2 protein-coding genes (1 of these 2 only partly in view) are annotated in these 16,076 nt (G+C 71.2%); both read right to left on the bottom strand.

Translation table 11 applies throughout. The features are described 5' to 3' along the window. Nucleotides 1–968 carry the start of a type I polyketide synthase gene (locus AB0M65_RS11300; protein WP_364025045.1) on the bottom strand. It extends 13,891 nt beyond the left edge of the window, so only the first 968 of its 14,859 coding nucleotides appear in the window; it begins with the start codon at nt 966–968; its stop codon lies beyond the left edge, outside the window. After that, the gene (locus AB0M65_RS11305) at nt 965–15,820 is read right to left on the bottom strand and encodes a type I polyketide synthase (protein WP_364025048.1); all 14,856 of its coding nucleotides are present in this window, start codon (nt 15,818–15,820) and stop codon (nt 965–967) included. The genes AB0M65_RS11300 and AB0M65_RS11305 overlap by 4 nt, the downstream gene beginning before the upstream one ends. Nucleotides 15,821–16,076 lie beyond the last annotated feature (256 nt).

The following is a 16,076-nucleotide window of genomic DNA, read 5'->3' on the forward strand; positions in this document are numbered from 1 at the left end:
TCCTGGATCACCCGCTGCTGCGAAGGACCGTTCGGCGCCGTCAGGCCATTCGACGCACCGTCCTGGTTCACCGCGGAACCCCGCACCACGGCCAGGACCTGGTGACCGTTCGCCAGCGCGTCCGAGAGGCGTTCCAGCACCAGCAGCCCGGCACCTTCGGACCAGCCGGTGCCGTCGGCCGCGTCCGCGAACGGCTTGCACCGCCCGTTCGGCGCCAAACCACCCTGCTGCGCGAAACCGAGGAAGGTGTCCGGGGTGGGCATGACCGTCACCCCGCCGGCGAGCGCGAGCGAGGACTCGCCACGTCGTAGCGACTGCATCGCCAGATGCACGGCGACCAGCGAGGACGAGCACGCGGTGTCCACGGTGACCGCGGGGCCTTCCAGCCCGAGGGTGTAGGAGACCCGGCCGGTGGCGACGCTGCTCGCGCTCCCGTTGCCCGCGAACCCTTCCAGCTCCTCCGGCAGCTCGCCGAGCATGGCCGCGTAGTTGTGGTACATCAGGCCCGCGAACACCCCGGTCCGGCTGCCCCGCAGGGAAACCGGGTCGATCCCGGCTTGTTCCAGCGCCTCCCACGACACTTCCAGCAGCAGCCGCTGCTGCGGGTCCATCGCCAGCGCCTCACGCGGCGAGATCCCGAAGAACGCCGGGTCGAAGTCACCGGCGTCGTGCAGGAAACCGCCAACGTAGCTGTGCTCCACCGACGAGTCGGCCGAAAGTTCCTCCAGCTGACCGGAAACGTCCCAGCCGCGGTCGCCGGGGTACGCGGTGATCCCGTCACCCTCGGCCGCCAGCAGCCGCCAGAGGTCCTCGGCGGAGGTCACGCCACCCGGGTACCGGCAGCTCATCCCGACGATCGCGACCGGTTCGTGCCTGGCGGCCTCGACGTCGGACAGCTGACGGCGCGTCTCGTGCAGATCCGCGGTGACCCGCCGGAGATACTCGACGAGCTTCTCTTCATTCGTCATGCCGGGTTGTCCCTCTTGTGGTCAGTTGAGTGGCCGAGCTCGTGGTCGATGAAGGCGAACAGCTCGTCGGCGCCGGCCGTTTCGAGGTGTTCCCTGGTGACGGCGCCGTCTTCGGCGGCGGGACCGCCCGCCGTCCACTTCGACAGCACACCCGTCAGCCGGGCGGTAATCGCCCGGCGCAGCACGTCGCCCGCGGTGAGCCCGGTCAGGCTGGCTTCCAGCCGGTCCAGTTCGGCCAGCACCGGCGTCAAGGGTTCGGCGGCATCACCGAGCTGAGCGGCAAGGTGAGCGACGATCGCGGACGGTGTCGGATGGTCGAAGATCAGCGTGGCAGGCAGCCGGACCCCGGTCGCCGCGCTCAGCCGGTTGCGTAATTCGACGGCGGTCAGCGAGTCGAAGCCGAGGTCCTTGAACGCCTCGGTCCCCCGCACCGCCCCCGGGTCCGCGTGGCCGAGCACCGCGGCGACACCGGTGCGCACGATGTCGAGCAGTGCCGTCTGACGGTCCTCTTCGGACAGTCCGGCCAGCCGTTCGGCGGCGGACTCTTCCGGTGCCGCCGCCCGTCGCCTCCCGGCAGGAACGACCTTGCGCAGCAACGCCGGGACGGTGCCGCCGCCGAAGTCGAGCCGATGCGCGACGACCTGCGGCTCCGGCTGTCCGATCGCGAGGTCGAACAACGCCAGTGCCTCCACTGTGGACAGTCCCGTGATGCCTTCCTCGGCAGCCATGCCGACCTCGGCCCACGGGCCCCAGGCCAGCGAGACCGTGTGCTGCCCGTTGGACCAGCGGTGTTCCGCGAGCGCGTCGAGGAAGGTGTTGGCCGCGGCGTAGTTCCCCTGCCCCGGACTGCCGAAGACACCCGCGATCGACGAGAACATCGCGAAGACGGCCACGTCACCGAGCAGCTCGTGCAGGTTCAGCGCGGCCAGCGCCTTGGGCGCGAAGACACGATCGATCCGGTCCGGGGTCAGCGAACCGAGTACGCCGTCGTCCAGGACACCGGCGGTGTGGACGACGGCGTCCACCCGCCTGCCGTCCAGCGCCCTCGCCAGTGCTTCGCGGTCGGCGGCGTCGCAGGCGACGAAGTCCACGGTGGCGCCGAGATCGGTGAGCGCGGTCTCCAGTTCCGCCGCTCCCGGCGCGGCGGATCCGCTCCGGGACAGCAGCACCAGGTTCCGGATCCCGTGCTCGGCGGCCAGATGCCGGGCGACGGCCGTACCGAGAGCCCCGGTCCCGCCGGTGATCAGCACCGTGTCCCCGGCGGAGATCGGGTACTCGCCGGTCACGACGGCGCGATGCCGGACGAGGCGGGGTACGAGTACCTGGCCGCCCCGCACCATGAGTTCCGGTTCACCGGCCGCGATCGCCCGCCACACCAGGTCTTCCGGCACGTCGATGTCGGAGTCGACGAGTACGAACCGGCCGGGGTTCTCCGACTGTGCCGAACGCACCAGGCCCCGGACAGCGGCGGCCGCGAGCTCGGCGTCCGCGTGGATGACCACGGCCAGCGGCGCCGCGTCTTCGTCCTTGACGTGGTCCTGCAGGCGGGCCAGTACGGTCGCCATCGACTCGGCGGGTGCCTCCCAGACCTCCACCGGCATCGGGGTTCCGGACGGCAGCTCCGCCGGTTCCCAGTCGACCCGGTACAGGGAATCCGAGGCCGCTCCGGCACTGCTGATGTCCACAGAGGACACCGGACGCAGGGCCACCTGGCCGACCGAGGCCACCGGCGCCCCGGTCAGGTCGGTCAGTGCGAGCGACACCGAGTCGGTCCCCGCCGGGGTGACCGTCACCCGCAGCGCGGTCGCACCACTGGCGTACAGCTGGACGTCGGTCCACGCGAACGGCAGCCGCGTGCGGCCGTCGTCGCCGATCGCGCCGGAGAAGGCGAGTGCGTGCAGGGCGGCGTCCAGCAACGCGGGATGCACACCGAACCCGGCACCGTCGACGTCCTTGGGCAGCGAGACCTCGGCGAACACCTGGTCACCACGCAGCCACGCGGCACTCAGTCCCGCGAACACCGGTCCGTAGTCGAGCCCTGCCTCGGCGAGCCCCGGGTAGAGCTCGCTCACGTCGACCGGCTCCGCGTCCGGCGGCGGCCAGGCGGTGACGTCCCCCGGGCGGACCTGCCCAAGGGCGAGCGATCCGGTCGCGTGCCGGAGCCAGGTGCCACCCTCGCGGCGCGAGTGCACCGAGATCCGGCGGTCGGCCCCGGCTTCGACCCGCAGCAGCACGCCTTCGTCGTCGGGCAGGACGAGCGGGGCCTCGATGGTCAGCTCCTCGACCAGATCGCAGCCGAGCTGGTCACCGGCCGCGACGGCCAGGTCGACGAACGCCGTCCCCGGTACGAGCACCGAGCCGAGCACCCGGTGCTCGGCGAGCCACGGATGCGTCCGCACCGAGATCCGGCCGGTCAGCACCACGCCACCGGATTCCGGCAGTTCGACCACCGCGCCGGTCAGCGGATGTTCCGCGACACCGAGGCCGAGATCGCGTGCCGCACCCGGCGCGATACCTTCGTCGAGCCAGTAGTGCTCGCGCTGGAAGGGATACGTGGGCAGATCCACCCGGGTACCGCCACGCCCGGCGAACACCCCGGCCCAGTCGAGCCCGGCACCACGCACGTGTGCCTCGCCCAGCGCGAGGGTGTAGCTCGCGGCCTCACCCCGGTTCGTCCGCAACGCGGGCAGGAACGCGATCCGGTCGGTGCACGCGCGGCCCATCCCGCTCAGCACCCCACCCGGCCCCAGCTCGACGACGGTGGTGACCCCCTCGGTCTCCAGCACCGCCACTCCGTCCGCGAACCGGACCGCTTGCCGCACATGGGAAACCCAGTACTCCGGGTCGCACAGCTCACCGGCCACGACCTTCCCTGTCAGATTCGACACGACCGGGATCTCCGGCTCGGAGAAGGTCACTTCCCCGGCCACCGCGCGGAATTCCGCCAGCATCGGTTCCATCCGGTGGGAGTGGAACGCGTGGCTGACCTGTAGACGCTTCACCCGGCGGCCCTCGAAAGCCTTCTCCACCACCGCGACCGCGTCCTCGTCACCGGACACCACCACGGACGCCGGACCGTTCACCGCCGCGATGTCCACCCCGGCCACCAAGGCCTCGACGACCTCGGCCTCGGTGGCTTCAATCGCCAGCATCGCCCCACCGGACGGCAGCGCCTGCATCAACCGGCCCCGGGCCGCGACCAGCTTGGCGGCGTCCGGAAGCGACAGCACACCGGCGACATGGGCGGCGGCCAGCTCACCGATCGAATGCCCGCCGACCAGATCCGGTGCCAGGCCCCAGGATTCGGCGAGCCGGAACAACGCGACCTCGACGGCGAACAACCCGGCCTGCGTGTACATCGTCCGGTCCAGCAGCTCCGGCCGCTCGAAGACGACCTGCCGGATCGGCTCGGGCAGATACCGGTCGAGTTCCTCGCCCACCGCGTCCAGCGCGGCCCGGAACACCGGGAAGGTCTCGTACAGCTCGCGTCCCATACCGGCGTGCTGCGCACCCTGACCGGTGAACACGACCGCGAGTTTTCCTTCGCTCGCTTGGCCTTCGACCACCACCGGGTCGGGACTGCCGTCGGCCAGCGCGGCCAGGCCCCTGGTCAGCTCGGTCGCGGAACCGGCGAGTACCGCGCGATACTCGAACCGAGAGCGCGACAACGCCAGCGACCGGCCGACGTCCACCGGCGAGGCCGTGACCCCGGCCAGTTTCCCGGCTTGAGCCCGCAACGCGCTCTCCGACTTCGCCGACAGGACCCACGGGACGACGTCCGTCGCGACGACCGGAGAGTCCGAAGTGGACACTTCCGGTCCGGCCTGCTCAAGGATCACGTGGGCGTTCGTCCCGCTGATCCCGAACGACGACACCGCGGCCCGGCGCGGCCGATCCACCGACGGCCAGACCCGCTCCTCGGTCAGGAGTTCCACCGCGCCGTCCGACCAGTCGACGTGACTCGACGGCTTGTCGACGTGCAGTGTCTTCGGCAGGACACCGTGGTGCATGGCCAGTACCATCTTGATGATGCCCGCGACACCGGCGGCGGCCTGCGTGTGCCCGATATTCGATTTCACCGATCCCAGCAGCAACGGCTGGTCCCCGGCCCGGTCCCGGCCATAAGTGGCCAGCAGCGCCTGCGCCTCGATCGGATCGCCGAGGCGGGTCCCGGTTCCGTGTGCCTCCACGACGTCGACGTCGGTCGTCGTCATCCCGGCGTCCGCCAGCGCCTGGCGGATCACTCGCTGCTGCGAGGGACCGTTCGGCGCCGTCAACCCGTTCGACGCACCATCGGAGTTCACCGCGGAACCACGCACCACGGCCAGCACCTGGTGACCGTTCGCCCGCGCATCCGACAGGCGCTCCAGAAGCAGCAGGCCGATCCCCTCCGACCAGCCCGTCCCGTCGGCGGCGTCGGCGAACGATTTGCACCGGCCGTCCGCGGCGAGGCCGCGCTGCCGGGAGAAACCCACGAACGTGTCCGCGGTCGGCATCACGGTGACGCCGCCGGCCAGCGCGAGGGTGGCCTCACCGCGCCGCAGTGCCTGCACGGCCCAGTGCAAGGCGACCAGCGAAGACGAGCACGCCGTGTCGACGGTGACCGCCGGACCTTCCAGCCCGAGGGTGTAGGAGACCCGGCCGGAGGCGACACTGCTCGCGCTCCCGTTGCCGACGAACCCTTCCAGTTCGGCGGGCACGGAGAGCAACCTGGCCGCGTAGTTGTGGTACATCAGGCCGGTGAACACCCCGGTTTTGCTGCCCCGCAAGGAAACCGGGTCGATCCCCGCCCGCTCCAGCACCTCCCAGGACGCCTCCAGCAGCAGCCGCTGCTGCGGATCCATCGCCAGTGCCTCACGCGGCGAGATCCCGAAGAACCCGGCGTCGAATTCGGCCGCGTCGTGCAGAAAACCGCCCTCGCGGGCATACGTGGTCCCGGCGTGGTCCGGGTCGTCGTCGACGAGCGTGTCGAGACTCCAGCCGCGATCAGTGGGGAACGGGGTGATCCCGTCGCCGCCGTCCGCCAGCAGCCGCCAAAAGTCCTCAGGCGACGCGACGCCGCCCGGGTACCGGCAGCTCATCGCGACAATCGCGATGGGCTCGTCGATCTCGGCGCGCGTCACCGGTTCCGCAGTCGTCTCGGCCTCGGCCCCGAACAGCTCCGTGAGCAGCTGTGTCACCACGTCGGCCGGGGTCGGGTAGTCGAAGACCAGGGTCGCGGGCAGCCGCAGCCCGGTCACCGCGGTCAGCTGGTTGCGGAGTTCGACGGCGGTCAGCGAGTCGAATCCCAGATCCTTGAAGGGCCGCTGGGCGCCGACCACCTCGGTCCCGGTGAAGCCGAGGACGGTCGCGGCGTTGACCCGGACCAGGTCGAGCAGGGTGGCGCGGCGCCGGTCCGCGGCCAGTGGCGTCAGCTCGGCGAGCAGGCTCGCGGCCTGGTCACCGGCCTGCGCGCCGGCGGCGGTCCGGCGTGCCGGGCCGCGGACGAGGTTACGCAGCAAGGGTGTCATCGGCGCGGACGCCGGGTCGAACCGCATCGGCAGGACCACGGCGTGCGCGGAAGCACCCGCGACGTCGAACAGCGCCAGACCGTCTTCCGTGGCGAGCGGCGAGATCCCGCCGCGGCTCATCCGGGCCACGTCGGTACCGGCGAGACCGCCGGTGATCGCGCTCTCCCGCGCCCACGGCCCCCACGCCAGCGACACACCGGGCAGACCCGCCGCCCGGCGGTGCTGGACGAGTGCGTCCATGAACGCGTTGGCGGCCGCGTAACCGGCTTGTCCCGCGTTGCCGAGGACACCGGCGGCGGAAGAGAACACCACGAAGGCGGCGAGATCGGCGTCCTCGGTCAGCTCGTGGAGGTGCACCGTCGCATCGACCTTCGGCCGCAGGACCGGGGAAACCCGTTCGGCGGTGAGCGACTCCAGGATGCCGTCGTCGATCACCCCCGCCGTATGCACCACGGCCGTCAGCGGGTGTTCCGCCGGGATGGCGTCCAGGACACGGCGCAGGGCCTCGCGGTCCCCGACGTCGCATGTCTCGATCTTCACCTCGACGCCGTGCGCGATCAGCTCGGCTTCCAGCTCGACGGCACCCAGTGAGGACCGCCCGCCGCGGCTGGTCAGCACGAGACGGCGGACACGGTGGTCGGCGACGAGATGCCGGGCGACCAGCCCGCCGAGGGTGCCGGTGCCACCCGTGATCAACACGGTGCCCTCGGGGTTCAGTTCCGCCGCGCCGTTGGACGGCACCTCGGTGCGTACCAGCCTGGGCACCAGGATCTCGCCGTCCCGTACGGCCAGTTCGGTTTCGTCCGCGGGCCACGCGGTGGGTGTCGACGTCCACTCGTCGACGTCGACCAGGACGAAGCGGCCGGGGTTCTCCGCCTGCGCCGACCGCACCAGGCCCCAGACCGCCGCGTTGACCAGATCCGTCACGTCCTCGCCGGGCCGGACCGCGGTGGCGTTCCTGGTGACGAAGACGAGTTTCGCGTGCTGGAACCGCGTCTCGGCGAGCCAGCTCCGGGCGGCCGTCAGTGCACTGTGGACGGAGGCGTGCACCGCGCGGCCGCCGTCGAGCGAAGTGCCTTCCGGCAACGGGAAGAAGACCAAGTCCGGCACGTCTCCGGGCAGCGCCTCCAGGCTTTCGGCGACGATCCCGCCGAGCGCCAGCGTCACCGAGCCGATCACCGCGACATCCGTCTCGGCCGTACCCGTCGAAGCGGGAACCCAATCGAGATGGAACAGGTTCTTGTGCGGACGTGCGACGCCCCGGTCGTCCTGGGAGACCTCGCGGAAGATCAGCGAGTCCACCGACGCCACCGGCGCTCCCGCCGGGTCGGCGACCTGGATCGTCACCGCGCCGTGGGCGGCGGGCCGGATCCGCACCCGCAACGCGGACGCGCCGCTCGCGAACAGGCGCACACCGGTCCACGCGAAGGGGATCTTGGCGCGCTGGCCGTCCTCGACGGGCTCACCCATGCCGATGGCGTGCAACGCGGCGTCCAGCAACGCGGGATGCAGACCGAAGGTGTCCACAGTGGACCCTTCGGGCAGGGCCACCTCCGCGAACACGTCGGTTCCCGCACGCCAGGCGGACCGCAGGCCACGGAACGCCGGGCCGTAGCCGAAGCCCGCCTCCTCCAGTTCCGCGTAACGGCTCTCGACGTCCAGCGCCTGTGCACCCGGCGGCGGCCATTCGGTGAGGCCGAAGTTCGCCGATGCCGCACCGGCGGTCGCGAGGAAGCCCGCGGCGTGCCGCAGCCACGCGCCGCCCTCGGTCCGTGAGTGCACGGTGAACGCCCGGCGGTCCTGCCGGTCGGCCGGGGCGACGGTGACGCGCAGGTCGGCGTCGTCCTCGTGGACGACGAGCGGGTTCTCCAAGGTGAGCTCGTCGATCACGCTGGAGCCGGCCTGGTCGCCGGCCGCGATGACCAGGTCCACGAACGCGGTTCCCGGCAGCAGGACCTCGCCCCGGACCCGATGGTCGGCGACCCAGCGCTGGGTGCGTGACGAGATCCGGCCGGTCAGCACGGTGTTCCCGTCGTCCGGCAGCTCGACGGCCGCGCCCGCCAGCGGATGCCCGGTCGCGATCTGGCCGAGCGTGCCCGGTTCGCCGGTGCTCGGGGCCGGTTCCAGCCAGTAGCGTTCGTGCTGGAAGGCGTAGGTCGGCAGGTCGATCCGCCGTCCACCGCGACCGGCGAACACCCCGGTCCAGTCCAGCCGCGTGCCGCGGACGTGGGCCTCACCCAGCGCCTGGGTGAACGTCTGGACCTCGGAACGTCCGGGGCGCAACGCGGGCAGGAAGACCGCGTCTTCCGTGCACGACTGGCCCATGCCGGACAGCACGCCACCGGGACCGAGCTCGATCACCGTCGTGACGCCGTCGGCCACCATCGCCGCGACCCCGTCCGCGAACCGGACCGCTTGGCGCACATGGGAAACCCAGTACTCTGGGTCGCGGACATCTCCGGTCGACACCACTGGAATCTTCGGAGCGTGGAACTCCAAGCTCTTCGCGACCGCGTGGAACTCGGCCAGCATTGGCTCCATCAAGTGCGAATGGAACGCATGACTGACCTGGAGCCGCTTGACCCGGCGCCCCGCGAAAACCCTCTCCAGCTCGGCGATCCCGGCCTCGTCACCGGACACCACCACCGACGCCGGACCATTCACCGCAGCGATGTCCACCCCGGACACCAGGTTCGCGACGACCTCGGCCTCCGTTGCTTCGACGGCCAGCATCGCGCCACCCGTCGGCAAAGCCTGCATCAGACGACCACGAGCAGCGACCAAAGTCGCGGCGTCCGGGAGCGACAGCACTCCCGCGACGTGAGCGGCGGCCAGCTCCCCGATCGAATGACCCGCGACGAAGTCCGGCTTCAGACCCCACGACTCGGCCAGCCGGAACAAAGCGGTCTCGACGGCGAACAACCCGGCCTGGGTGAACAGCGTCCGGTCCAGCAGATCCGCCTGCTCGAACACAACCCGCTGGATCGGCTCGGGCAGCTGCCGGTCCAGCTCCAGGCACACCGCGTCGAACGCGTCCCGGAACACCGGGAACGCCTCGTACAGCTCACGTCCCATCCCGAGCCGCTGCGCGCCCTGGCCGGTGAAGACGACCGCGAGTTTGCCGGTGGCCGCGCTCCCCCGGCTCACCGCCGGATCGGGTTCGCCCGCCGCCAGCGCGGCCAAGCCCCGGGTCAGATCGCCGGTGAGCACGGCCCGGTACTCGAACCGGGACCGCGACAACGCCAGCGAAAGTCCCACGTCGACCGGATCCAGGTCAGCGACCGACTTCAGCCGCACCGCCTGATCCCGCAGCGCCGCCTCGGACTTCGCGGACAACACCCACGGGACGACGTCGGTCGAAACCACCGCGGTGTCCGAGGTGGACTCTTCCGGCTCCGCCTGCTCGATGATCACGTGCGCGTTGGTCCCGCTGATCCCGAACGACGAAACCCCGGCACGCCAAGGGCGGTCGACCGACGGCCATGGCGTCGGTTCGGTCACCAGCGCGACCGAACCCTTCGTCCAGTCCACATGGCTGGACGGCTTGTCGACGTGCAAGGTCTTCGGCACGACACCGTGCCGCATGGCGAGCACCATCTTGATGATCCCGGCCGCACCCGCCGCGGCCTGCGTGTGCCCGAAGTTCGACTTCACCGAGCCCAGCAGCAAAGGGGCTTCACGATCCTGGCCGTAGGTGGCCAGCAGGGCGCGTGCCTCGATCGGATCGCCGAGGCGGGTACCGGTTCCGTGTGCTTCGACGACGTCGACGTCGGCCGTCGTCATCCCCGCGTCCGCGAGGGCCTGCCGGATCACCCGCTCCTGCGAGGGGCCGTTCGGCGCGGTGAGCCCGTTGGACGCGCCGTCGGAGTTCACCGCCGAACCACGGACCAAGGCCAGCACCTGGTGACCGTTGGCCTTGGCGTCCGACAGCCGCTCCAGCAGTACCACGCCGACGCCTTCACCCCAGCCGGTGCCGTCGGCCGCCTCCGCGAACGGCTTGCACCGGCCGTCCGGGGCGAGGCCACGTTGCCTGCCGAACTCGAGGAAGGCGCCGGGGGTGGCCAGCACGGCGACGCCACCGGCGAGCGCGAGCGAGGATTCCCCCTTGCGCAGTGACTGGCACGCGAGATGCACGGCGACGAGCGCGGACGAGCAAGCGGTGTCCACGGTGATGGCCGGTCCTTCCAGGCCGAGCACATAGGAGACCCGACCGGAAACCACCGAAGTCTGGGATCCCGCGAGGAAATACCCTTCCGTTCCCTCGGGTGCCTCTCGGGCGTCCACTCCGTACTCCTGCGCGGACGCGCCGACGAAGACGCCGGTCTTGCTGCCACGCAAGGAAACCGGGTCGATCCCGGCCCGTTCGAAGGTCTCCCACGCCGCTTCCAGCACGATCCGCTGCTGCGGGTCCATCACCAGCGCCTCACGCGGGCTGATGCCGAAGAATGTCGGGTCGAAGTCCCCGGCGCCCGCCAGCAGACCGCCCTCGGTGGTGTAGGTCTTGCCGGGTTTCCCGGGCTCCGGGTCGTAGATCCCGGCGACGTCCCAGCCGCGGTCGGCCGGGAACTCGGTGATGGTGTCGAGGCCCTCGGCCAGTACCCGCCACAGGTCCTCGGGTGTGCGTGCCCCGCCGAACCGGCAGTTCACCGAGACGATGGCGATCGGCTCGTCGTTCGCGGCGGCCGTCGTGGTGACAACGGCCGCGGGCACGTCCGCGCCGACGGTCTCGGCCAGCAGCAACCGGGCGACGGCCGTGGTGCTGGGGTGGTCGAACACCAGCGTCGCGGGCAGCTTCACCCCGGTCGCCGCGGCGAGCTGGTTACGCAGCTCCAGCGCGGTCAAGGAGTCGAACCCGAGATCACGGAACGCGGTGTCCGGGTCGATTCGCCCGGCACCACTGTGACCCAGTACGGCGGCGGCCACCTCGCGGACGAGTTCCTGGACCACGGAAAGCCTGTCGGCCTCCGCGACCGTCGACAGGGTCGCGGCCAGCCCGCCGACGACCTCGGCCGCCTCGACGGCGTCGGCAGCCAGGAGTTCCCGCGCCTCCGGCAGGTCGTCGAACAGCGGACGCGGGCGCGCGGCCCGGAAACCCGGCAGGAACCGGCTCCAGTCCATGTCGGCGACCGAAACGAACGTGTCGTCGAGTTCGACCGAGCGCATCAGGGCGGACACCGCGGTTTCGGGGTCCATCAACCGCATTCCGCGGCGGACGACGAAGTCTTCCTCGCCCGCCCGCATCATGCCGCTGCCGCCGCCCCACACACCCCAGGCAATGGACGTGGCGGCGCGGCCGCGTGCGCGGCGTTGTTCGGCGAGGGCGTCGAGGAAGGCGTTGCCCGCCGCGTAGGCACCCTGTCCGGCGGCGCCCCAGACGGCCGCGTTGGAGGAGAACAGCACGAAGGCGTCCAACGGTGTGTCGCCGAGGAGTTCGTCCAGATTGACCGCGCCGGCGACCTTTCCGGTCACCACGGCGGCGATCTCGTCCGCGCCGGTGTCCGCGAGGTAGGCGAGGTCGCCGACCCCGGCGGCGTGCACGACGGCGGTCAGCGACTCGTCGCCAAGGCCCGCGAAGACGTCGGTGAGCGCGTCGCGGTCTGCGGCGTCACAGGCGACGACGGTGGCCCGTGCACCCAGTTCGCCGAGCTCGGCGACCAGTTCCGCGGCACCCGCCGATTCCGGGCCGCGCCTGCTGGTCAGCACCAGGTGTTCGGCTCCGTCACGCGCCAGGCGGCGGGCGACGTGCTTGCCGAGCGAGCCGGTGCCGCCGGTGATCAGGATGGTGCCCCGCGGGGTCCACCGGGTGCGGGCGGGCTGCCCGGCTTCGGCCCGGATCAGCCTGCGGACGAGGATTCCGGCCGGGCGGACGGCGAGCTGATCCTCGTCGCCGAGACCGGCCAGCACGGCGATCAGGCGCTCCGCGGTCTTTTCGTCGGCCGCTTCCGGCAGATCGACCAGGCCACCCCAGCGCTCCGGATGCTCCAGCCCGATCACGCGGCCGAGGCCGCCGACCTGGGCCTGCCAGGGGGCGGCCGGGAGGTCGGCGCGGCCGACCGAGACGGCGTGGCGGGTGGCGATCCACAGCGGCGCCCGCACGGCCGCGTCGCCGAGGGCCTGGGTGAGGACGGCCGTGCCGATCACCGCGGCACCGACGGCCGGGTGGTCCGGATGGGGACGCTCGTCGAAAGCCAGTAGCGACACCACTCCCTGGATCTCGGGGTGGTCTTCGAGCGCGTCCGTGATCAGGCGGGTCCACGTGTCCCGGCCGGCGATCGCCGGGTCGACGCCGAGCACGACGGCTTCCGCGCCGTGCGCGACGAGTGCCCTCGGGACCTCGGCCGTCCAGTCGCCGGGCTCGCCGTCCGGCGTGACGACCAGCCACGTCCCGGTCAGCTGAGCCGTTCCGCCTCCCTGCACGGGTTTCCAGGTAATCCGGTAGCGCCAGCTGTCCACTGTGGAGTCTAGACGGCTCTTGCGGCGCCACTCGGACAGTGCGGGCAGCAGCGTGCCGAGTGAGGTACGCCCGGTCTCCGTGCCGACGTCCAGCGTGTCGACGAGTGCCTCGATGTCGTGCCGCTCGACGTACTCCCAGAACAGCTTGCTGTCGGTGTCCTCGCCGGGCGCGAACGCCGTGGTCGCGTCGAGCCAGTAGCGCTCGTGAGCGAACGGGTAGGTGGGCAGGCCGGATTCCACCGGGCCCTCGCCGAGCAGCACTGTCCAATCAGGAGTGACACCTGCTGTGTACGCCCGCGACAACGACTTCAGGAACGTGGGGACATCGGCTGATTTCCGCGTCACGGTCGGCACCACGGCCGCGTCCGACCCGGCCGCTTCCAGGCATTCCTGGATCGGGACGGTGAGCACGGGATGCGGGCCGACCTCGATGAAGGGCCCGAAGCCGTCGCCCGCCAGTGCGGTGACGGAATCGGCGAGCCGCACCACGCCGCGAAGGCTCTCGAACCAGTAGTCGCCGGTCAGCGCGGATCCGGGAACCACCTCCGCACGGGCGGTCGAGAACATCGGGATTTCACCGTCTCGCGGTTCGATGCCGTCGAGCATCGGCGCGAACTCGCCGCGGACGGCCTCCACGTGGGCGGAGTGGGACGCGTAGTCGATCGGGACCAGGCGGGCGGGGATCCCCTCGGCGGTGCAGGCGGCGACGAATCCGGTCACCGCCGCGGTGTCCCCGGTGACCACTGTCGACAAAGGACTGTTGACGGCGCCGATCCCGATCCCCTCGGTACCGGCCAGCCTGGCCCGGACCTGGTCCACGGTCAGGGGAATCGAGGCCATGGTGCCGGTCCCCGCGAGAGACATCAGCACCCGGGACCGCAGTGCGACGACCTTGACGGCGTCCGGCAGCGACAGGGCTCCAGCGACACACGCCGCCGCGACCTCGCCGAGGGAATGCCCGGTCACCGCGGCGGGGGTCACCCCGTACGAACGCCAGACCGCGGCCAGCGACACCATCACGGCGAACAACGCGGGCTGCACGACGTCCGCGCGTTCGACCGATGGCGCGCCGTCGATACCCCGGAGGACGTCCAGTAGCGACCAGTCCACCCAACGGCGCAATTCCTGATCGCACTCCATCAGCCGTTCGGCGAACACCGGCGACGCATCCAGCAACTCGACACCCATGCCCAGCCACTGCGCGCCATAGCCGGGGAACACGAACACCGGCCGGGCGCCGCGGGCCACCCCGGTCACGCCTGGACCACCGTCGGCCAGTGACCGCAGACCGGCGGCGAAGTCTTCCCGGGTGGAACCCACGACCGCCGCCCGATGCGGCAGCGAAGCCCGCGAACCCGCCAGCGCACGCGCGACCTCGGCGACGTCCACCTCGGACTCGTCCGCGAACTCCGCGAGGCGACCGGCCAGCGACCGGAGGCCTTCGCCATCCCGCGCCGAGAACACCCACGGCACGACGTCGGGCGAGTTCGCCGGAACAGCTTCGATTTCCGGAGCCTGCTCCAGGATCACATGCGCGTTCGTCCCGCTGATCCCGAACGACGACACCGCCGACCGGCGTGCTTCCCCGGTCCACTCCCTGGCTTCGGTCAACAGCGACACCGCACCCGCCGACCAGTCGATCTTCTGGGACGGCGTGCCCACGTGCAGGGTCCGCGGCATCAGGCCGTGGCGCATCGCGAGCACCATCTTGATCACGCCGCCGACGCCCGCGGCGCCCTGGGTGTGCCCGAGATTGGACTTGAGCGAGCCGAGCCACAGTGGACGGTCGGCCGGGCGGTCCTGACCGTACGTCGCCAGCAGCGCCTGCGCCTCGATCGGGTCACCCAGCGTCGTGCCGGTGCCATGCGCCTCGACGACGTCGATCTGGTCGGCCGAAAGCCGCGCGTTCGCCAGCGCGGCACGGATCACCCGCTGCTGGGACGGACCGTTCGGCGCGGTCAGTCCGCTGCTGGCGCCGTCGGAGTTCACCGCCGAACCCCGGATGACGGCCAGCACCTGATGCCCGTTGCGCCGCGCGTCCGACAGCCGCTCCAGCACGATCATGCCGACGCCCTCGGAGAACCCGGTGCCGTCCGCGTCGTCGGAGAAGGACTTGCAGCGGCCGTCCGGCGCGAGACCGCGCTGCCTGCTGAAGTCGATGTAGGTGTCCGGTGTGGACATCACGGTGACACCACCCGCCAGCGCGAGATCGCCTTCGCCATGACGCAGCGACTGGACCGCGAGATGCAGCGCGACCAGCGAGGACGAACAGGCGGTGTCGACGGTCAGCACCGGACCTTCGAGACCGAGCGTGTAGGCGATCCGGCCGGAAGTGACACTGTAGGCGTTGCCGCTGCTGAGATACCCCTCGACGTCGTCGGGAACGGCGCCGAGCCGGGCCGCGTAATCCTGGTACATCACCCCGGCGAACACCCCGGTCCGGCTGCCACGCAACGCGACCGGGTCGAGCCCGGCCCGCTCGACGGCCTCCCAGGACACTTCGAGCAACTGCCGCTGCTGCGGATCCATCGCCACCGCTTCCCGCGGCGAGATCCCGAAGAAGGCGGGGTCGAACTCGGCGGCGTCGTGCAGGAATCCACCGCCGCGGGCGTAGAACGTGCCGGTGTGGCGCGCGTCGGGGTCGTAAAGCCGGTCGAGGTCCCAGCCGCGGTCGGCCGGGAACGGCGTGATCGCGTCCCCGCCGCCTTCGAGCAGCCGCCACAGATCTTCCGGCGAGGTCACGCCACCAGGGAAACGGCAGGCCATGCCGACGACGGCGATCGGCTCGTGCGGCCGGTCCTCGGCCTGGCCGAGACGCTGCCGGGTCTGGTGCAGATCGGCTGTAACCCGCTTGAGGTAATCGCGAAGCTTCTGCTCGTTCTGCGTCAAAGCAACCTCTCCCACACGGCGGCGCGCACCCCCAGGTGCGTTACGTGAATCGCGGCGACACGACGCGGGTGAAAGCAGTCCTGTTGCCGGCACCCTCAAGCTAGGAGGGACGAACGCGCGCTGACACCCCTAGCCGCACCCCTGGCCCCCCTTAGCGCCGGGCACCCCGCGTTGGGTCGCGCGGGGTGTGCCCCGCCCCCCCGCCGGGGGCCAGGGGAGGGGGCGAGAAGAGCCCGGCAGGAAAGAAACGGTGACC

This window comes from Amycolatopsis sp. NPDC051071 (assembly GCF_040682875.1).
GTDB lineage: Bacteria > Actinomycetota > Actinomycetes > Mycobacteriales > Pseudonocardiaceae > Amycolatopsis.